This is a genomic window from Kordiimonas aestuarii, from assembly GCF_025574465.1.
GTDB classification, from domain to species: Bacteria; Pseudomonadota; Alphaproteobacteria; order Sphingomonadales; family Kordiimonadaceae; genus Kordiimonas; species Kordiimonas aestuarii.
Genome location: NZ_JAOBPP010000015.1, coordinates 57848 through 77241, shown reverse-complemented (window position 1 = coordinate 77241; position 19394 = coordinate 57848). Strand labels below are relative to the sequence as shown.

15 protein-coding genes and 1 tRNA gene are annotated in these 19394 nt (G+C 57.8%); 7 read left to right on the top strand and 9 right to left on the bottom strand.

Annotated elements, in window-relative coordinates; genetic code table 11:
- Positions 1-109 precede the first annotated feature (109 nt).
- From OEU85_RS04370 to OEU85_RS04360, 3 genes are read right to left on the bottom strand one after another with little or no spacing between them, the layout of a single operon-like run.
- Positions 110-2260 carry a TonB-dependent siderophore receptor gene (locus OEU85_RS04370; protein ID WP_262690229.1) on the bottom strand — a complete coding sequence of 717 codons (2151 nt, stop codon included), beginning with the start codon at positions 2258-2260 and terminating at the stop codon, positions 110-112.
- Positions 2261-2317: 57 nt separating this feature from the next.
- A complete protein-coding gene (locus tag OEU85_RS04365) occupies positions 2318-2524 on the bottom strand; it encodes a hypothetical protein (RefSeq protein ID WP_262690228.1) in 207 nt (68 codons plus the stop codon).
- The gene (locus tag OEU85_RS04360) at positions 2521-3681 is read right to left on the bottom strand and encodes a PepSY-associated TM helix domain-containing protein (RefSeq protein ID WP_262690227.1); all 1161 of its coding nucleotides are present in this window, start codon (positions 3679-3681) and stop codon (positions 2521-2523) included. Before OEU85_RS04360 ends, OEU85_RS04365 begins: the two co-directional genes overlap by 4 nt.
- A 341-nt stretch (positions 3682-4022) precedes the next feature.
- On the opposite strand from OEU85_RS04360, the gene OEU85_RS04355 reads away from it, so the two are divergent.
- Positions 4023-4556, top strand: a complete 534-nt coding sequence (locus OEU85_RS04355) for a YdeI/OmpD-associated family protein (protein WP_262690226.1) — start codon at positions 4023-4025, stop codon at positions 4554-4556.
- Between the two features lie 59 nt (positions 4557-4615).
- Here OEU85_RS04355 and OEU85_RS04350 read toward each other — a convergent pair whose 3' ends face one another.
- Both OEU85_RS04350 and OEU85_RS04345 read right to left on the bottom strand, forming a co-directional pair.
- The gene (locus OEU85_RS04350) at positions 4616-5485 is read right to left on the bottom strand and encodes an alpha/beta fold hydrolase (RefSeq protein ID WP_262690225.1); all 870 of its coding nucleotides are present in this window, start codon (positions 5483-5485) and stop codon (positions 4616-4618) included.
- 62 nt (positions 5486-5547) lie between these two features.
- Positions 5548-7893: a TonB-dependent receptor gene (locus tag OEU85_RS04345; RefSeq protein ID WP_262690224.1), complete on the bottom strand. Its 2346-nt coding sequence runs from the start codon at positions 7891-7893 to the stop codon at positions 5548-5550.
- A 251-nt stretch (positions 7894-8144) separates the two neighbouring features.
- Between OEU85_RS04345 and OEU85_RS04340 the strand changes: the two genes are divergently transcribed.
- Positions 8145-8852, top strand: coding sequence for a TetR/AcrR family transcriptional regulator (locus OEU85_RS04340; RefSeq protein WP_262690223.1), 708 nt, complete (start codon positions 8145-8147; stop codon positions 8850-8852).
- A 41-nt stretch (positions 8853-8893) separates the two neighbouring features.
- Here OEU85_RS04340 and OEU85_RS04335 read toward each other — a convergent pair.
- The 4 genes from OEU85_RS04335 to ada form a co-directional block, all read right to left on the bottom strand.
- Positions 8894-8969 (bottom strand) — tRNA-Thr (locus OEU85_RS04335).
- 253 nt (positions 8970-9222) lie between these two features.
- Entirely contained in the window at positions 9223-9858 is a 636-nt protein-coding gene (gene alkB, locus OEU85_RS04330; RefSeq protein WP_262690222.1) for a DNA oxidative demethylase AlkB, read from the bottom strand.
- Positions 9859-9867: 9 nt separating this feature from the next.
- Complete coding sequence (locus OEU85_RS04325) at positions 9868-10599, bottom strand: 2OG-Fe(II) oxygenase (RefSeq protein ID WP_262690221.1); 732 nt, start codon at positions 10597-10599, stop codon at positions 9868-9870.
- On the bottom strand, positions 10596-11690 hold the full coding sequence (ada, locus tag OEU85_RS04320) for a bifunctional DNA-binding transcriptional regulator/O6-methylguanine-DNA methyltransferase Ada (RefSeq protein WP_262690220.1): 1095 nt from the start codon (positions 11688-11690) through the stop codon (positions 10596-10598). Before ada ends, OEU85_RS04325 begins: the two co-directional genes overlap by 4 nt.
- A gap of 189 nt (positions 11691-11879) precedes the next feature.
- Between ada and OEU85_RS04315 the strand changes: the two genes are divergently transcribed.
- The 5 genes from OEU85_RS04315 to OEU85_RS04295 all read left to right on the top strand — a co-directional run bounded on the left by OEU85_RS04315 (position 11880) and on the right by OEU85_RS04295 (position 19365).
- Positions 11880-12326: a tellurite resistance TerB family protein gene (locus OEU85_RS04315; RefSeq protein WP_262690219.1), complete on the top strand. Its 447-nt coding sequence runs from the start codon at positions 11880-11882 to the stop codon at positions 12324-12326.
- Positions 12327-12694: 368 nt separating this feature from the next.
- Positions 12695-13330, top strand: a complete 636-nt coding sequence (locus OEU85_RS04310; RefSeq protein WP_262690218.1) for a TetR/AcrR family transcriptional regulator — start codon at positions 12695-12697, stop codon at positions 13328-13330.
- A gap of 280 nt (positions 13331-13610) precedes the next feature.
- Positions 13611-14798, top strand: coding sequence for an efflux RND transporter periplasmic adaptor subunit (locus OEU85_RS04305; RefSeq protein WP_262690217.1), 1188 nt, complete (start codon positions 13611-13613; stop codon positions 14796-14798).
- Between the two features lie 208 nt (positions 14799-15006).
- Positions 15007-18150 (top strand): efflux RND transporter permease subunit, encoded by a 3144-nt coding sequence (locus OEU85_RS04300; protein ID WP_262690216.1) that lies wholly within the window; start codon positions 15007-15009, stop codon positions 18148-18150.
- A gap of 189 nt (positions 18151-18339) precedes the next feature.
- The gene (locus OEU85_RS04295; RefSeq protein WP_262690215.1) at positions 18340-19365 is read left to right on the top strand and encodes a LacI family DNA-binding transcriptional regulator; all 1026 of its coding nucleotides are present in this window, start codon (positions 18340-18342) and stop codon (positions 19363-19365) included.
- The last annotated feature ends 29 nt before the right edge of the window (positions 19366-19394 follow it).

The following is a 19394-nucleotide window of genomic DNA, read 5'->3' as shown; positions in this document are numbered from 1 at the left end:
TCAACACATTGTTTTGGCGAGGTAAATTCAGTTGTCTCAAGGGTGAATTGCATTAAAAAGCCCGCGAAAGACATGCTCTCGCGGGCTTTGATGCTGGTGAGGTGTGCGCCTAGAATTTACGGGCGATGCTTGCGACCACCATGCGGCGTGTACCAAAGAAGCAGTTGGACGCGCTGTAACAGCGGGCGACATATTCCTTGTCAAACAGGTTGCTGGCGGAAACCGAGAGCCGCCAGTCTTCAAGGTCATAGTGCACGCTGGCATCAAACAGGGTCACGGCCGGGTTGGTATAGACTTCCGGCGTAAAGGTGGATGGCAGGTTGCCCGCGCTTTCGCTCAGATACCGCACACCGAAGCTGGCGCCAAGGCCGGCAAGTGTGCCGTCCTGCAGCGTATAGTCCGCCAGCGCGGAGATCTTGTGCGTTGGCGTGACCGGTAGTTCCGCGCCCAGCTCCGGGCCGTTGCTTTCCGTCACTTCGCTATCTGTGTAGGTATAGCTTGCGTTGATGCTCAGGCGCTCATCAAAGCGGCCAATCACCTCAAACTCCACACCCTTCACTTGCACTTCGCCGGTCTGCACCTCAAAGGCCTCCGCGCCGGTGTTGGTCGGGTCTGGCGTCAGCACGTTTTTCTGGCTGAGCGTATAGGCGCTGAGGGTTGAGAACAGCTTGACGCCACGTGGCAGGCCGCGGGCGTCATATTTTATCCCGGCTTCAAGCTGGTTGCCGGTTGTCGGCTCAAACGGTGTGCCGTCCCGGTCTGCGCCGGCGGTTGGCTGGTAGGACCGCGCATAGGAAACATAGGGCGCGAAGCCGTTTTCAAACACATAGGACACACCACCCCGGTAGGAAAAATCCTTGTCCGTACGCTCTTCGCCCGTCATGCGGTCGGTGGTGTCCACCCAGTCATGGCGTACGCTTGCAGTGAACCGCAGGCCACCCATACTGATGTGGTCCTGCACATAAACGCCAGTTTGCTTTTGCTTGATGTCGGAGAATTTCACTGGTGCCAGCAGCGGGATATCATGGCCGTAAACAGGCGCGAAGATATCAATGGTCGGAATGCCCGCAAAGCTGAAAGCAGACGCCCCAACATAGTCATAGGTGCGGTAATCAACTCCGACAAAGGCATTGTGCTCCATCACGCCATCATCCACCACGTCGATGTTCAGGCGCGTGTCGATGCCAAAGGTGTCCACATCTTCCGCAAACGAGAAGCTATAGCGGTTAACGGTGCGGTAATCGTCGGGCGTGCCGTCAAAGTCCGCATCCACGAAGCCGCTGCCGCCGATGCCACGCTGGTCGCTGTCCAGATGTGTGTACTTCAGGTTTTGCTGCACCGAGAAGGTCTCGTTAAACGCGTGCTCGGCGTCATAACCGATGCCGTAATGTTCGCGGTAGAAGCGGTTGTAGCTCAGCTCACCAAGGTTCGCGGTGGAGGAAATTTCACCCTCCGGGTTGCCAAACAGCGAGCCCTGGCTTGGCAGGAAGCCGCCGCCGTCCCCGGTGATTTCATCTTCCTGATAGAAGGAGAGCAGGGTGAAGCGGGTAGCCTCGCCCGGCTGGAAGGTGATGGCGGGTGCGACATAAAGCCGGTCCGAGTTTACACCGAAGGTCTGGGTGTCGTGGTCACGGTACAAGGCGGTCAGGCGCGCGCTGACGGTGTCGGTGATCGCGCCGGTGATGGTGCCGTTCACCTGGATATGGTCGCGGTTGCCATATTGGGCTTCAATTTCGCCACCAAATTCTTCGTCGGGGCGGCGGCTGGTTACATTGACGATACCGCCGGGCGGGGTCAGGCCATAAAGTGCTGACGACGGGCCTTTGAGAATTTCAACCGACTGGGCGCCGTAGAGGTCAAGCCCCGTGTTGGCGATCGAGCCGATGGAAGACTGAACGCCGTCAATATATTGTACTGGCTCAAACCCGCGCATGGTCAGCCAGTCAACCCGTTCGTCCGGGCCATAGTTCTCGCCGTTCACACCAGCCACATAACGCACCGTCTGGCCAAGGTTGGTCCAGTCCAGCAGGTCGATCTGGTCACGCGTGATAACAGAAATGGACTGCGGTGTTTCCACCAGCGGAATGTCGCTTTTGGTCGCCACACCCGTGCCTACAGGCACATAGTTTGGTGCGGTGACGACGATGGTCTCAAGGTCGTCGTCCGTGCGGGCAGTGTCTTGCGCGATGGCAGTGCCCGCAAGGGCCAGGCTGGTTGCGCTCAAAAGCGTAAGCCGCCTGATGGAGGATAGGTGTTTCATTGGTCGTTTCCTCATGTTGCACCCGGCTTTGGGGGAGGGGTGCTTGTTATGGATGCCTTATCTGCGGCGCGCCTTGAGCGCCCACAGGGTTACAACAACGGGGGCGGCAAGGCCGGCCCATGAAAGTGCGTCGCGCAGGCCGTCCCCCGTCAGCGCGCTCACAAGCCCGAGGAGGCTGAGCGCGGCGAGGGCGGCAGGCACCTTGAATATCTGCCACGGTGTGCGAATGGTTGACGGTTTTGCGGCGGTGTGGGGCTGGCTCATGTCTGTGCCTCCGCGACCTCGGGGCTTTTACGGCCGCCGCTTTCAAGTTCGCGCACGCGGGCGTCCACGCTGGTACCGCGTTTGCCCAGCCACAGATAAAGCCCGCTGACAAGCACCACGATGGTGAAGATATCCAGCACCGCCCATAGGATTTTCATCGGCAGCCCGCCATAATCGCCGAAATGCAGCGGCTGCGACAGCAGGAGCGCCTGCATATACCACGGCATGGAACGCATGGCGGTGAAGGCGCCGGTCTCCGCGTCAATCAGCGCGGGTGTCAGCAGCTTTTTGGTCAGGGCTGTATTGCCTTGCAAGAAGACCGCATAGTGATGCTGTGTGGAGAAGGTGCCCCCGGGGAAGGCAACAAATTGGACCCGCATGCCGGGCGCGGCGGCCTTGGCCGTATCAATTGCCGCCTGGATGGACGAAAGTTGCGCCGGGATGCCCATGCCCTCATATTCCCGCGTCATCTCAGCCAGTTGGTCATGTTGCCATAAGGTAGTGATTTGGTCCGACAAGGTGTTAATCACGCCAGTGAGGCCAACCACGCTGGCCCACATCAAGCTTACGACGCCCATCAGGTTATGGTAATCCAGCCACTTCAACCGCTTGCTGCGGCCCACGCGCACGGTGCCGAAATCCAGCTTGCGCATGAAAGGCGCGTAGATCACCACGCCCGAGACGATTGCCGTGAAAAACAGGAAGCCCATGGCCCCAAGGAACAACATGCCCGGCAGGCCCAGGAACATGTCTGTATGAAGTTGCAGCAGAAAGCCCATCACGCCGCCTTCATGGGGGGCGGGTACAAAATCGCCCGTGCGCCAGTCAAGCGACATTAGGGTCATCTGGCCGCCCGGTGCATCTGGAGCGGGGCCTGAGGTCACATTGACCACCGGTCGGTCCTCGTCGAAGCTCATGAACAGGCCAACCTCGCGGGAGCGGGAGGCAAGGGCATTGGCAAGTACCGTATCAAGGCTGGTGCGCTGGCCCTCATCAGCGACCAGTGGCATGACGTAGGCGTCGCCGGTCAAGTCCTCGATCTCATGCTCGAAAATCAGTGGCAGGCCGGTGATGCACAACATCAACAGGAAGGCCGTGCATAATATGCTCGTCCACTTGTGGGTCAGGTACCAGATGCGAATGGTGCTGCGCCGCATGGGCGGTTGCCCCCGAAAGTTCGTTTATAAGAATGATTATCAGACTTATTAACGATGCAGATCGCAAATGACAAGCGCTGTCAGACAGAATAAGCAAGAAACTGGCGCGGCGGAAAGTCGCGGCTGGTGGGCGTGTTACCGGTTACACGGGGGTTACACATTGGCGGCGACGTGAAGACGGGCTCATCCCTGTGCACCGGATTGGTTGTCTCTCCCGCCGTTTACAGGCGTGGCCCGGTATGACGAAGGTTGCAACGGTACTATTTTTTAATAGAATGCCGGCAAGCGCAGGCCCTGCCTGTAAAAAAAGGCTTTTGAACAGTCAGGTAAGTGAGGGAAATATGTCGTCGGCACGCTTTGAAGCGCCTATCTATAAAATCAACGACTGGACAATTGTCAGCTTGCCTGAAAGCGCGAGCAAGGCGCTGCCGTCACGCGGGGTGACGATGGTTGAGGGGACCATGAACGACGTTGCCTTCAAGGCGGCGCTTGAACCTGATGGCAAGGGTAGCCATTGGCTTCACGTGGACAAAACGCTGGGTAAAGCCATGGATACGGCCGCCGGCGAAACCGTTGTTCTGGAAATCAAAGCCACCGACGACTGGCTGGAGCCAGAGCTGCCCGACGACCTGAAGGCTGCATTTGATGCTGCGTCGGCCGCCGCGGCCCAGTGGGGGGATATCACCACCATCGCGCGGTGGGATTGGATCAGGTGGATACGTGCCACCAAGGTGGCCGCGACGCGGGCGAAGCGCATCAACACTGCAATCGATATGCTGGAGCACGGCAAACGCCGCCCCTGCTGTTTTAACCGCAGCCAATGCACTGAGCCGGCAGTTTCCAAAAGCGGCGTGCTGATCACAGCGGCTGGTTAGCGCCTGGGCGCTCCCCGATCCTTAAACGAATAGTGTGCCTGTGGTGGATGGGCGGTGATTTATATGCCTGACAAGCGGGTAAGGAAAGCCTGCATGGCGGAGCGTGCCTCCGGCTCCGCCAAGGTGGGGGCATGTCCGACCCGAGGCACTTCGGCTGTGGTCACTAGGGGGCCCGCGTTCCGCATGGCAGCCAACGTAGCTGACGACAGGATATCCGAGAGCGCCCCGCGCAGGGCAAGGACCGGTCGCCCCGTAGCGAGGTGGCGGAAACGCCGCCACAGCAGCCATTCCATGATCGGGAGCGCCCACGCCGGTGCGGGCCGGAAGATGGCGCGGTCATAGTCGGTCACCGGGGCGCCGTCAGGCCCCTCCCTGAATGTCCAACGCGCAAGGCGTTGCCAGTCGGCTTCCTGGAAGTCCGGGAAGGCTATGCCGTTGATGTGTCGGCAATGGGCCACCGCCGATTGCCAGTCGGTCACAGGGGCGGCGGACCCGGCATAGGACGCAATGCGGTCTAGGCCCCCTCTCTCTACCGTGGGGCCAATGTCGTTGAGGATGGCGGCTGCAACCCTGTCTCCTGCCTGCTTTGCAGTTTCCATCGTCACCAGCCCGCCAAGCGAGGTGCCAACAAAGACCGCTTGGTCGATACCAGTCGCGTCAAGAAGGCCGATAACGTCCCGGGCATAGATGGTGGGGCGATAACGCCTGGGTTTGCTGTCGCGGTCCGACAGGCCGCGACCCCGCAGGGAAATCGCCAGCACCCGGTGGCCCAGTCCGGTAGCCCAGGGTGCAAAGTCGCTGAAGTCCCGGCTGTTGCGGGTCAGGCCCGGCACGCAGATGATGGGCAGGCCGGTAGGCGTTGACGCGGGGAGGTGCTCGGCGGCATGAAGCTTGAGCCCGTCATGCGAGCGCCAGAAGAAATCCTGCATTATTCTTATTACCCTCGCTGGGAACGCCGCCGGTTTCAGCTGGCCCGGCGGCGTTGCGTTGCTTAATAGCGATATTCGATTGAGGCAAAAACGGTGCGCGGAGGGCCGTAGAAGCCAATGACCGAATCCCCGAAAGCAAGCCCGGGGAAATTATAAGCACCTGTGCGGTAACGCTCATTCCCCAGGTTTCGGCCATGCAGCCCAACCCGCCAGCGGTCACTGGCGGAGGTCCAGACAATGCTGGCGTCGAACAGCTCATAGGCTGGCTGATCAATCGCCGGAACCGGGGTTTCGAACATATTGACTGCGCTGCGGAACGAAAGCGCGCCGCGCAGCGCGAGGGTACCGCGTGTGTCCAGGTCGATCATGTAGTTAAGGGCAACATTGCCGTTCCACTCAGGCGTGTTCTGGAACTGGCGCTGGTCGGCCACATCCACCTGAACGTAACCCGTACCGCCGGGGTCCGGCGCATAGGCCAGATACTGGTCGAACTCGGCATCTACATACCCAAGCGCAAAATCGATACTGAAGGCATTCGATAGCCAGGCCGTGGCCTCGATCTCCGCCCCGTTGATGGTGGACGAACCGACGTTGTCGACAAAGCTGACCACACCGGTGCCTGACTGGTTGACCTGCTGGCTGGTGACTTGCTGGCCGTCGTAGGAGGTGTGGAAGATGGCGCCAGCAAAGGAAAGCCGACCATCAAGCAGGTTTCCCTTGAGGCCAACTTCGTATGAATCAACCGTTTCCGGCTCATAACCGTCCGCGGTAGCGGGTGTGGCCGTGGCGTCGCCGCGCATGTCGAAACCGCCCGACTTGAAACCACGGCTATAGGCGGCGTAGATGTTCAGCTCATCCGCAAGAGCATAGGTAAGGCTGACACGCGGGGTGAATTCCTCGAAGGTCAGGTCGCGGGTATAGTCGGTAAGTGTCTGGATCAGGATGCTGCTGTCCGCGCCCGAGATGGGCGACCCAAGGCCAAGGTAATTGGCCTTGAAGACCGTGCCTTCCTTCTTGTCGCGGGTCCAGCGGCCGCCAAGCGACAGGTTCCAGCGATCACCCAGATCCACATCGAAATCACCGAAGACGGCGATGGATTTGGTGTCAACTTCGCCGCTTGTTCCCTGTGTGAGGTGTGGGGTTGGTACGCCCGGGATCGCTGCCGCGCCAATTGCGAGGATGGTATCATACTGGCCTGTTGCCTTTGCATCCAGATAATAGACGCCAAGTATGCCACTCCAGCTGTCGCTCTGGATCACCAGTTGCAGTTCTTCGGAGAACTGATTGTCATCATAAACCGAGCCGCTGGAGGCGATATCAAGGATCGGGGCCGGCGTGCCGTCAAAGTCGATCCCGGCAGAGTGGGTGATGCCTTCGCGGTACGCGGTGATGGACTTGAACGTCAGGGTGTCATTCAATGTCCATTCCGCCAACATCGACAGGCCCTGTGTGATCACTTCACTGGCGTCGCCAAGGCCTGCCCAGGTGTCATATTTGCTTTCCTGCACCGGGAACGCGCCTGCGGGCACGGGGTCGGCTGCCGGGCTGTAACCCGGTAATACAGCGGGTAATACAGCCCAATCCGCAGGCACCGCTGTCTCGCGGTGGCCGTGATTAGTGTTTGAATCATCGTCCGTGCGGTCTGCGCTCAGGCGGAAGAACAGGTTGGGGGTCGGGGTCGCTTCAAGTGTGATACGCGCCGCAAATGACTGTTTGTTGTTGGTATCCTCCCCGGTGAAGTGATTGGTGCCGTAACCGTCCCGGTTATACCATCCGACCGCAGCGCCGATCGCGACCTTGTCACCGAGAGGTGCGGAGCCGGAGGCAACAAGGTCACGCTGGCCATAGTTGCCAAGGTTGGTGCGGACCTTGAACGATGGGTCCTGATCCAGTCGTTTGGTGATATATTTGACCGCGCCGCCGATCGTGTTGCGACCATAGAGCGTGCCCTGCGGGCCGCGCAGAACCTCAAGCCGTTCGATGTCGAATATGTCGAGGATTGCGCCTTGTGGGCGGGCGATATAGACATCGTCCACATAGAGGCCAACCCCGGGCTCAAAGCCCCACAGCGGGTCCTGTTGCCCGATGCCCCGAATGAAAGCGGTGAGGGTGGAGTTGGTGCCGCGCGAGACCTGCAGGGTAAGGTTTGGTGTGTTGCGCTGCAGCGCGGTGATATCGAGTGCGCCGCGCAAATCCAGCTTGTCGGCATCAAACGTGGTCAGCGCGATCGGCACATCGACGATGGCCTCATCACGGCGCCGCGCTGTTACGACAATGGTGTCTATGCCAAAAGCTTCCGCATCGCCGGCGCTGTCCTGTGCGGTGGCCGGCATGCCTGTGGCGAGCGACGCGGCCGATACGCTGGCAAGCAGCAGCCGCGCCGGCAAAGTCCGTTCAACACTGGTCATCTGTAATCCTCCCATTTCACACCCGGATGGTTCTGCCGCCGGGTTGGCGCCTTCCCTGCGCTATGTTTAAGGCTTGCGTCAATATAAGGTTTTGTCAATTTATTTATTGATTGATGAATAAATAAATTGACGTTGAGGCTTGTCATCAACCGTCCGCCGCGCCAAAGTGCCGGAAACCCAAGTGCCAGAAACCCAAGTGCCAGAAACCCAAGTGCCAGAAACCCAAGTGCCGGAAACCAAAAGGGGCAGGGATGACAGGAACACAACAAAGAAAAAGGCAACCGGCGCGCCGGAGCCAGGCGGATCGACGGGAACTATCGCAGGAGCGTATCCTCGATGCTGCTGAAGAGCTGTTTGCCCGGCGAGGTTATGACGGTGTCACCATGCGGGAGATCGCAACCGCGTCGGGTGCGGACACGGCGCTTCTCCATTATTATTTTGAGACAAAAGCAGGGCTTTTCGATGCGGTGGTCGCGCGCCGGGCAAGCCTTGTGAATGAAACCCGGCAGGCATCGCTTGAGGCATATGCCACGTCGCATGCGGGCAGGATGACAGCTGAAGGGGTGTTGCGGGCTTATCTGGAGCCCACCTTCCGTTTCATGATGTCCGGAGATCCGGGGACCCTGAATTACGGCGCGTTGATTGCCAAATTGAACAGCACGGCCATGGGCGGGGATGTGGATACCACTCATACGCCGTTCGATCCGGTGGTGGGAAGGCTTGTTGACCTGCTGGCAGATGTGCGCCCGGAAGTGCCGAAAGCGGACCTGTACTGGTATTATCATTTTGTGTCTGGCGCGATCTCATTATCGCTCGCCCAGACCGGACGCATCGATGTTTTGTCAGCGGGGCTGTGCCGGTCAGACGATTTTGCAACCATACTCGACCGCATGGTCCGTGTTTTGGGGCACGGCTTCGCAGCACTCGTTCCTCAGACCGGTAAGGCGGCTGTCCGGTAACGCGCACTGGCCTGATAATATGATCGAATTCTGGAGAAAAGTGGTGCCGGCACCAGGAGTCGAACCCGGGACCTGATGATTACAAATCAACTGCTCTACCAGCTGAGCTATACCGGCACATCACGGCCTGCACGCAGGGCCCGGACATGGAAGTTTTTCGGGGTGCGTGTTTTGCGTGGCGCATCTTCTAACACAAAAAAAAATCCGATCAAGGGCTATATTGCCACTTTTTCTTCTGTGTGTTGCAGGGCCGGGGAACGGGGGTTTTATCGCCGCACAGATCTCGCACATTTTCCGCACATTTTCTGCACATATCCGGCTGTTTTCCGCACACTTTTCGCGCATATGTGTGCGGGCCCGGTTAGCTCCTTCAGCGCGCGCGGCGGAAGGTCAGGTTATACCTCAGCGCGCCGATGCGTGCATCGCGCGCGGCCGTCACCGGCTTTACGCCATGATAATACATGCGGGCCCTGCCGCCAAGTACCATGACGTCGCCGTCATAAAGCGGGATGTTGGTTGCTGTACCACCCCGCGCGGAGCCAAATAGTTGAAATATCGCCGGAATTCCGATCGAGACCGAGACAATCGGCCATGATTTTTCCGCCTCATCCTGATCGATATGCGGGCTCAGCCGGGTGCCAACCCCGTAGCGGTTTATCAGGCAGACGTCCGGCGCAAAACCGTCATATCCGGCAGCAGCGGCTGCATTTTTTGCCAGGGCCATAAAGGGTTCGGGCATATCCGGCCACGGGTTGCCGGTGGTGGGATCGGTGCTGTCATAGCGGTAGCCTGAGGGCGCGGAAACCCAGCCGTATTGCCCGCAATTTGTCATTGCTACGCGCATCTGCCGCCCGCCGGGCGTTGTCATGTGCCGGAGCGGGGAAGCTTCCAAAAGACGGGGCAGTTCCTGCAGGATTTTGTCGGTATCCGCAAAATTCGCCAGCAGGAAAGCACCGTCTTTCATCTCCTCGGCGGCGGGTCGCAGGTTTGCTAAAAGGTCATTCATATCATGGCCCTAAAGCGCATCATGGTAGATCACCCCGAGTGTGTACCGTGTGCCGGCGGTGACGTCACTGACCCCATGCCGGAGGCTGACTTTGTGGTACCCGGTTTTCCCCAACTGCGGACGTTCGTTGACGGCAAAAACCACAGCGTCCCCGCGCCTGAGCGGGATAACCCGCGGGCGGGATTGCATGCGGGGCCGGTTTTCTACCAGGACAAATTCGCCGCCCTCAAATTCTTCCCCGGGCTGGCTGAGCAGCACCGCCATCTGGAAAGGGAAATAGACCTCGCCGTAGAGGTCCTGATGCAGGCGGTTATATCCACCCGCGGTATATTTGAGGATCAGCGGGGTCGGGCGAAGCTGGCCGAGCCCGTGGCACAGCTTTTGAAATTCCTCATGGTTTTCGGGGAATATCACGTCGCGCTGCAACCGTTTGGCCCATTCATTAGCGGTGTGTGCCAGATACGGGAAACTGGTGTGCCGCAATGCTTGCAACGGGTCGGGCAGGGGGTACCGATAGTAGCGGTAATCCCCCTCGCCATAGCCATGGCGCGCCATGAAAACCTGTTTGCGGTACAGGCTCTCATCGTCGTATCGCGCGCGGAAAAAGGAACACTCTGCCGCCGTCAGCAATTGGGGTAAGATGGCAAAACCCTGTTCCAGCAGGTCTTTTTCTGTCCTTTCCCAGTCAAGGGACTGGATGCGGTTGCCAAGGCTTGTGCCCGTATCCTGCATGTTCATCATTGCGCCTCCTTATCAAGAAGCTTGCGTTTGCGATCCACCCCCCAGCGGTATCCGCTCAGGCTGCCGTCGCTTCTGATCACGCGGTGGCACGGAATGGCAACCGCAATGCGGTTGTTTGCGCAGGCATTTGCCACGGCGCGGACGGCCCCGGGCTTGCCGATGGCTTTGGCGATATCCTTGTAAGTGGCTGTTTTCCCATCCGGAATATCCTGAAGCGCCTGCCACACCCTTTGCTGAAACGCGGTACCGCGAATATCAAGCGGCAAACTTTCACCGGCCTTTTTCCCCCGGTCGACAAGGGCAAGCGCCGTGGTGAGCATACCACCAAGCGTGTCGGTTGCTTCATCGATTTCTGCCTCGGGAAATTCTGCCCTGAGGTCAGCCTTGAGCGCCTCCCTGCTGTCGCCAAGCTGGATTGCGCAGACACCGCGTTCCGTCGCAGCCACCAGCATAAGCCCCAGTGAACATTCACTGACCGTGTAGCGAATGCTTTTGCCCGCCGCGCCAGTGCGATACTCTCTTGGCGTCATGCCTAGGAAGCCTTGTGCATTCTCGTAAAAGCGGCTGTTGGCATTGTAGCCCGCGTCGTATATCGCGTCGGTCACTGTGCGGCTTTCCTTCAGGCTGCCTTTCACGCTTCGGGTGCGGTGGCTATCGGCATAGGCCTTGGGGGTAATGCCGGTTATCTCCTTGAAGACACGGTGAAAATGGTAGGGGCTGAGGCCTATATGGTCGGCGATATCTGCCAGCACCGGCGTAGTGTCCGCGTCTTCAATGAAACGGCAGGCGCGGGCGACAAGGGCCTCGCGCTCCGCCCAGGCAGGTGTTTCATCCGGCCTGCACCGTTTGCAGGGGCGGAAACCGGCGCCTTCTGCCGCCTCCGGGCTGTTGTGGAAATCCACATTCTCGCGCCGGGGCTGGCGGGCACCACAGGACGGGCGGCAATACACCCCTGTGGTAGCCACAGAGAAGAAGAAGGCGCCATCGGCCGTCGCATCGCGCTTCAGCACGGCCTGCCATTTGTCGTCATTTGTTCTATAGGTATTGTCCGTCATGTCAGGCGCTACGTTAATGGTTGCTGCATGTGTCATCGTTCATTCCTCGTGTCATATGTCAAGCATTGCCGCCATCATATGTGGGGGTGTGGCGCGGTGCTCTCCGAAGCTTGCTGTCGAATTCAGTTTTTGGTGAAAATGCCGCACAAAGCTTGAGCTGTGCCGCCGCGCGGGCCATATAGGAGGGTGAAGACAGCCGGGAATAAGCAATGATGAGGAAAACTCATGTGGAACAAAGTATCTGAGCTTCTGGGGCTCGGGGCCGATAAAAAAGACAGTAACGCCAGCGATGTGCAACTGGCGACCGCCGCACTGATGGTGCATGTGGCATCAAGCGACGGCGACTTCTGCGATGACGAGCGCGAGCGGCTGACCGATTGCATGACCGAGCATTTCTGGCTTTCTTCGGAAGAGGCGGAAGAAATTATCGATCAGGCAAGAGTGGAGGAACGGGACGCGCCAAGCCTGTATAAGTTCACCCGCGCTATCGCCAAGGAACTGGACCAGGACGGCCGACAGGAAATCGTGCGGCTGTTGTGGCAGGTTGCCTTTGCCGACAACCGGATCGATAACTTTGAAGCCAACGTGCTGGCGAAAATTGCCGGTCTTCTTGGCGTAACCGAACAGGACCGCATTCGCATCAAACACGAAGTGGAAGGCGCGGGCGCCTGACGCCCCCGCGCTTAAAGCGTTGCCCTATACCAAAAACATGTAAACCATGAAGCCGGTGACTGCGGCGAGGTTAAGGATGGTGAGCACTTTAGGCGTGCCGCCTGATGGGTCGGCCCTGCCTCGGGGTTGTGGGGTGATCATGTTGGTCTCCTGTCGTGTTCATTTATGTTTTATTATGTCCATTAGATAAGCACTCGCCCGACAATTTCTACTATAAAAAAATAGAATGCCCTGTTTCACTATCCGGAACATCCCGGACGGTATGGTGCCCCGGTGCGATGAACCGACCTTGAAAAGATACCGACCGGTATGTATATAAGGTAATGAAATTCAGCCCATGAGGTCGGGAAAAGCTACAAGAGGTTGGAATGACAAGGTCAAAAAATACACGGGAAAAGTTGCTTGATACCGCGATCGACCTGATCTGGAAAAGCAACTATACGCGCGTCGGCGTGAATGAGATCTGCAAATGTGCAGGTGTCACAAAAGGCGGCTTTTATCATTATTTTGAAACCAAAGCCGATCTTTTCTTTGAGGCGTCCATGCACCACTGGGAGCAGAAACAGCCGGAGCTGGACGAAGTGTTCTCACCCCGTTATACGCCGATCGAGCAGCTCGAGAACCTGATCAATCACATTCTTGACCACCAAAGCGAAGAGTCGGGTGACGATAACCCCGTGCTTGGCTGTCCCTTTTTCACCGCGGGCGCGCAGGTGGGGACAGGCGAGGACAAGGTGCGCGAAGCCGGGCGTATCATGTGCGCCAATGCGCTCAAGTATGATGTTGCGCTGGTCCGCAGCCTCAAGGCCGACGGGTATTTGAACAGCGACTGTGACAGCGAACAGGTTGCGCGGATGATGTTGCAATATATTCAGGGGTTACTGCTTTATGGCCGCACCCATGCGGACCTTGAGCTTGTGCGCCGCGACATTCGCACGGGTCTATACCGCCTGCTTGACCTGAAGACGGAATATCGCGTACAGGCCCAGCCAAAGGCGGCGTGAGTCGCTAAACACCGTTTTCCCCCGGTCATTGGTTTAGCCCGTCTGGTCTGGCCAGTCCCTCTCAGCTTCCCGCCGAACGCAGGGGAGCTTTGCATTCCACGCAGGGTTTGCGCTGAAAGCCGTGTGAATGCAGCGCTATCACGCTCATGAATGGCCGCTATCAGAATTAAAAATTGCCTCAACCCTTGAAAACATACCGACCGGTATGCATTTTAGCCTCAAGCGAAACAAACCGACTGGTATGTAAACCGGTTACACGACAGGAACTGAGGAACATAAAATGAGCAGCACCAAAGCATATCTGAAGCGCCATACCGCTGTTGCCGCCCTCTTGGCCACAGCGTTGATTGGTGGTGTCAGTGTCTACCACCTTGACGATGCATACGCCGGTGAAGCGCCACAGGCGTCGGCGCCTGCGACGCCTGAAGTGGTGGTTTCCACCATTGAGCCCGAGGCTCTGCGCCAGTGGAGCGAATTTTCCGGCCGGCTGACGGCGGTTGATTATGTGGAAATCCGTCCGCGTGTGGGTGGCACCATTCATGAAGTGGCTTTTGAGGACGGCGATTATGTCAACAAAGGCGACCTCTTGTTCGTGATCGACCCGCGTCCGTTTGAGGCGGCGGTGGCACGTGCTGAAGCCCAGCTTGCCTCTGCGAGGTCGCAACTTGTGCTTTCTGAAGCCGAGTTGAAGCGTGCGGCTGAACTGGTCGAAAGCAGCTTTGTATCCAAAAGCGCCTATGATAAACGCAAAAACGATTTTGACGTTGCACAAGCAACGCTGACATCGGCTGAAGCCGAGCTCACGACAGCGAAACTGAATCTTGACTATGCCCATGTGACGGCACCGGTTTCCGGTGTTGTGAGCCGTGCGGAAATTACGGAAGGCAATGTTATTGAGGCTGGTGTGTCGGCCCCTGTGCTGACGACCATTGTGTCAAATGACAAGCTTTATGCCGAATTTAACGTCGACGAACGCACCTATGTGAACGCCAAGCGCCAAGGTTCGAAGGGAGGGAAAATGCCCGTGATCATGAGCCTGGCGGGCGACGCATCCGTGTCGTATGAGGGCGAGCTCTATTCCTTCGATAACAAGCTTGACCTGCGGTCCGGCACCATTCGGGCCCGCGCGGTATTTGAAAACACAGACGGCGCGCTGACGCCGGGCATGTTCGCGGAAATTCGCCTTGGGTCCCCTACCAAGGAAGACGTTCTTGTCGTCAGTGACAAGGCCATCGGCACCGATCAGGACAAGAAGTTTGTCTATACGGTCAACGACGATAACGTTGTGGAGTATCGCGAGGTGAAGCTCGGTCGTGCCGTATCGGGTGGCCGTGTTGTGCTTACAGGCCTTCAGCCTGGTGACCGTGTCATTATCAACGGGCTACAGCGGGTACGACCCAATGTGACGGTGGCCGCGCGCAGCGACGATGCTGTCGTGCAAACCGCCAGCGCTGCGCAAAGCCGCTAAGCGTCAACTTCGGCTAACTCTATAGCATCATTTTGCGGTATTCTCCCCCAGCGCTCCGGGCATCACACCCCGGGGCGCACCCCAAAAATGTACCAACGTGGTGCCTGTAGTTTTCAGCATGTTTTCAGGTTGGCCACCACGGGTGGCTCTTTTTCCATTCCTTGCGCTGGCCCTGGTGTGCGCCCAGCCAATGAGGCGGAGACAATAGATGAATATCTCCAAGTTTTTTGTGGACAGGCCGATTTTCGCAGGCGTGTTATCCATCATCATTTTCCTGGCGGGTCTGATCGCCATGTTCCGGTTGCCGATCTCCGAATACCCTGAGGTGGTTCCGCCGTCGATTGTGGTGAATGCCCAGTTCCCTGGTGCTAACCCCAAGGTTATTGCCGAAACGGTGGCGACGCCGCTTGAGGAGCAGATCAACGGGGTGGAGAACATGCTTTATATGTTCTCGCAAGCCACCTCGGACGGCATGATGACCCTGACGGTGACCTTCCGTATCGGCACCGACCCTGACCTCGCGCAGCAGCAGGTGCAGAACCGGGTGGCACAGGCCACACCAAGGTTGCCTGAGGTTACACGCCGGCTTGGAGTGACTACGGTCAAAAGCTCACCAGACCTGACGATGGTGGTGCATTTGCGCTCACCGAGCGAGCGCTACGACCCGCTTTATCTCAGAAACTATGCAGTGCTTAACGTGAAGGACCAACTGGCGCGGATCGAAGGTGTCGGCCAGGTTCGTATTTTCGGCGCAGGTGACTATGCCATGCGTCTGTGGCTTGACCCGGAGAAAATCGCTGAACGAGGTTTGACGGCGGGTGAGGTTGTCACGGCGGTCAGGGAACAGAACATTCAGGTCGCTGCGGGTGTGATTGGTGGCGCGCCTTATGATGACGGTATCCAGCTTCAGTTGCCGATCAACGCCAAGGGGCGGCTTGAGAGTGTGGACGAATTTGAAAATATTGTAATCCGCGCCGGTGAAAACGGGCAAATCACGCGGCTCAAGGATGTCGCACGGGTCGAGCTTGGTGCTCAGCAATATGCGCTGCGTTCCATGCTGGACAACAAGCCCGCTGTGGCAATTCCCATATTCCAGGCACCGGGCGCTAATGCGATCCAGATTTCAGATAATGTTCGCGCCACCATGGCAGAACTTAAAAGAAACTTCCCCGAAGGCGTGGACTATGCCATCGCCTACGACCCCACGGTGTTTGTGCGGGGCTCCATCGAGGCTGTCGTAAAAACACTTCTGGAAGCCGTTGCGCTTGTTGTTCTTGTTGTCATCGTCTTTCTCCAGACATGGCGTGCATCGATCATTCCCTTGCTCGCCGTGCCGGTGTCGATCGTCGGTACCTTTGCATTGATGCTTCTGTTCGGATTCTCCATCAATGCTCTCTCTCTCTTTGGCTTGGTACTGGCGATCGGCATCGTGGTGGATGATGCCATCGTGGTGGTTGAGAACGTCGAACGGTACATCGAGAAGGGCCTGCAGCCCAAGGAAGCGACCTATCAGGCCATGCGTGAGGTATCAGGCCCGATTATTGCCATCTCGCTGACGCTGGTGGCGGTCTTTGTGCCGATTGCTTTCATCAGCGGCCTGACGGGTCAGTTCTACAAACAGTTTGCGCTGACGATCGCGATCTCGACCGTGATTTCCGCCTTTAACTCGCTGACCCTGAGCCCTGCGCTTGCAGCGCTGCTTCTGAAAGGTCATGACGCGCCGAAAGACAGGCTGACAAAGGGCATTGATTTTGTCTTTGGCGGTTTCTTCCGCCTGTTTAACCGCGGCTTTAAAAAGAGCTCGAACGGATATTCGTCGGGCGTGAGTAAAATCCTTGGCCGTAAATCGGTCGCGGTTGTGCTTTATGCTGTCCTGCTGGGTCTGACCTATCAGGGTTTCGAGGAAGTGCCCCAAGGCTTTGTACCGGGACAGGACAAGCAGTATCTTGTCGGGTTCGCGCAATTGCCCGACGGTGCCACTCTGGAACGTACGGAAGCGGTGATCCGCGAGATGGGTGAGATCGCGCTTGCGGAACCCGGTGTGAAAAGCGCCATTCAGTTCCCGGGGCTTTCCATCAACGGCTTCACCAACAGTTCAAGCGCGGGCATTGTATTTGTCAGCCTTGACGAGTTTGAGAAACGCAAGGGTGCCAACATGTCCGGCGGTGCCATTGCTGGCCGCCTCAACCAGAAGTTCGGTGATATCAAGGAAGCTTTCATCGCCATCTTCCCGCCGCCCCCTGTCCAGGGTCTTGGCACCATCGGTGGCTTCAAGCTGCAGATCGAGGACCGTACGGACCTTGGTTATGAGGCACTCAACGCCGCGCTTCAGGAGGTGTTGCAAAAAGCATGGGCCGCGCCGGAGTTGACCGGGGTATTCTCCAGTTACCAGATCAATGTGCCGCAGCTCTATGCGGACCTTGACCGGGAGCGTGCGAAACAGCTTGGCCTCGATATCGACGAAATCTTCACAACGATGCAGATTTACCTCGGTTCACTTTATGTGAATGATTTCAACAACTTTGGTCGTACCTATCAGGTTGTGGCCCAAGCCGATAAACAATATCGGTCTACAACACAGGACGCGCTGCAACTGAAGGTGCGAAACAATGCCGGAGATATGATCCCGCTGGCGGCTGTCATGTCGCTTGACGAAAGTTACGGGCCTGAAAGTGCGCAGCGCTACAACGGCTTTCGGGCGGCGGACCTGAACGGCGATGCAGCACCGGGTTATTCCAGCGGGCAGGCGCAGGCAGCGATCGCCAAAATCCTCGACGAGACCCTGCCCAAGGGCATGGAGTATGAGTGGACGGACCTGACCTACCAGCAAATCCTGGCAGGGAACACCGCGGTGTTTGTCTTCCCGCTTTGTGTGCTTCTGGTGTTTCTGGTGCTGGCGGCGCAGTACGAAAGTCTTGCGTTACCGCTCGCCGTGATCCTGATTGTGCCGATGGCTGTGCTGTCGGCGGTTGTTGGTGTGTGGCTGACGGGCGGCGACAATAACATCTTCACTCAGATCAGCCTTTTTGTGCTGGCGGGACTGGCGTGCAAGAACGCCATCCTGATTGTGGAGTTCGCCCGCGAGCTTGAGATGCATGGCCGCAGCACTGTTGACGCCGCGATTGAAGCTGCCCGTCTGCGTCTTCGCCCGATCCTGATGACGTCATTCGCGTTTATCATGGGGGTGGTGCCGATGGTATTATCCACAGGTGCGGGCGCAGAGATGCGCAACGTGATGGGTATCGCGGTGTTCTCCGGCATGCTGGGGGTGACCTTCTTTGGCCTTTTCTTCACGCCGGTGTTCTACGTGCTGCTGCGCAAGCTTGAGACACGGGCCAAGGCCAAGGCCTGACCTTCGTCGACATGAAAACCATCAGCCCCGGGCTGCGGCCCGGGGCTTTTTCTTTGCGCTTTATCCGGCAACAAATTGCAAGACTTGCAAAAATATTCCCTCTTTCAAACTACGATGATATCAAGCTAAACTGTGTCAGGCTGCATGCCGGCTCGGTATTGATGCAAAAATGTGCAAGATTGGGTAGTGATGGACGATACAAACAAGAAGAACCTGAAGCGGCTGGAGGATTTGGCGGCACTTGCGAACGTCTCGATCTCGACCGTGTCGCGTGCACTGAACGATAGCCCGCTGGTGTCCGACCGCACAAAAAAGCGCATCATGTCGTTGGCCCAGAACAACAATTATTCCGGTCGTCTCAAGGACAAGGTCTACACTGATGATGCGGACAAGACGATTTCGATCGTGATCCCGCCACCACAGGGCCGTGACACACGCCTTTCCGACCCGTTCACCCTCGATCTGATTGGCGGTATTGGTGATGCGCTCAAGGAGCAGAACTGTGACATGCTGATCTCGCACCTGACCATGACGGATTATCACAGCGCGGCCAATCTTGTTGCCAGCGGCAGGTGTGACGGACTGGTGGTGATCGGGCAAAGCACGCTGCATGACCAGCTCAACCAACTGGCGCAGATGAAGGTGCCATTTGTGGCCTGGGGTGCACAGCTTCCGGGGCAGGTTTACTGCTCCGTAGGGAGTGATAACCAGCAGGGCGGGAGGCGCGCGACCAACCACCTCATTCGCATGGGCCGCAAACGCATCGCTTTCCTTGGTGATACCGACGGCCCTGAAGTACAGCTGCGCTTTGCCGGCTATAAGGAAGCGCTTGAACTGTCAGGCATGCCGCTTGATCCACACCTTGTGCGCCCGGCACATTTCTACCCGGAATCAGCCATGGAGGCGATTGACGTCCTGCTTGAGGAAGGCATCCAGTTTGACGGTGTGGTCGCGGCAAGTGACATGATCGCGATCGGTGCAATGCGGGCGCTGGCCAGTGCGGACAAAAATGTACCCGACGATGTGTCGGTCATTGGGTATGATGATGTGCTGGTAGCGGCGTTTGCCAGCCCCGCGCTCAGCACGATCAGGCAGGATGTAACAAAGGCTGGCCGGTTGATTGTCAGCAAACTGTTGCGCATGCTGGAAGGGCAGGCGGTGCAGCCGTCAAACCTGCCCACAGATCTCATTATCCGCGAATCCTGCGGATCCTAGATCTAATTTTGCGGTAAATAAAAGGGGCT

What these genes read in the sequence shown, in the direction of transcription:
- OEU85_RS04370 (WP_262690229.1), bottom strand. Translation starts at nt 2,260, where the DNA reads ATGAAACACCTATCCTCCATCAGGCGGCTTACGCTTTTGAGCGCAACC.
- OEU85_RS04365 (WP_262690228.1), bottom strand. Translation starts at nt 2,524, where the DNA reads ATGAGCCAGCCCCACACCGCCGCAAAACCGTCAACCATTCGCACACCG.
- OEU85_RS04360 (WP_262690227.1), bottom strand. Translation starts at nt 3,681, where the DNA reads ATGCGGCGCAGCACCATTCGCATCTGGTACCTGACCCACAAGTGGACG.
- OEU85_RS04355 (WP_262690226.1), top strand. Translation starts at nt 4,023, where the DNA reads ATGTCGTCGGCACGCTTTGAAGCGCCTATCTATAAAATCAACGACTGG.
- OEU85_RS04350 (WP_262690225.1), bottom strand. Translation starts at nt 5,485, where the DNA reads ATGCAGGATTTCTTCTGGCGCTCGCATGACGGGCTCAAGCTTCATGCC.
- OEU85_RS04345 (WP_262690224.1), bottom strand. Translation starts at nt 7,893, where the DNA reads ATGACCAGTGTTGAACGGACTTTGCCGGCGCGGCTGCTGCTTGCCAGC.
- OEU85_RS04340 (WP_262690223.1), top strand. Translation starts at nt 8,145, where the DNA reads ATGACAGGAACACAACAAAGAAAAAGGCAACCGGCGCGCCGGAGCCAG.
- alkB (WP_262690222.1), bottom strand. Translation starts at nt 9,858, where the DNA reads ATGAATGACCTTTTAGCAAACCTGCGACCCGCCGCCGAGGAGATGAAA.
- OEU85_RS04325 (WP_262690221.1), bottom strand. Translation starts at nt 10,599, where the DNA reads ATGATGAACATGCAGGATACGGGCACAAGCCTTGGCAACCGCATCCAG.
- ada (WP_262690220.1), bottom strand. Translation starts at nt 11,690, where the DNA reads ATGACACATGCAGCAACCATTAACGTAGCGCCTGACATGACGGACAAT.
- OEU85_RS04315 (WP_262690219.1), top strand. Translation starts at nt 11,880, where the DNA reads ATGTGGAACAAAGTATCTGAGCTTCTGGGGCTCGGGGCCGATAAAAAA.
- OEU85_RS04310 (WP_262690218.1), top strand. Translation starts at nt 12,695, where the DNA reads ATGACAAGGTCAAAAAATACACGGGAAAAGTTGCTTGATACCGCGATC.
- OEU85_RS04305 (WP_262690217.1), top strand. Translation starts at nt 13,611, where the DNA reads ATGAGCAGCACCAAAGCATATCTGAAGCGCCATACCGCTGTTGCCGCC.
- OEU85_RS04300 (WP_262690216.1), top strand. Translation starts at nt 15,007, where the DNA reads ATGAATATCTCCAAGTTTTTTGTGGACAGGCCGATTTTCGCAGGCGTG.
- OEU85_RS04295 (WP_262690215.1), top strand. Translation starts at nt 18,340, where the DNA reads ATGGACGATACAAACAAGAAGAACCTGAAGCGGCTGGAGGATTTGGCG.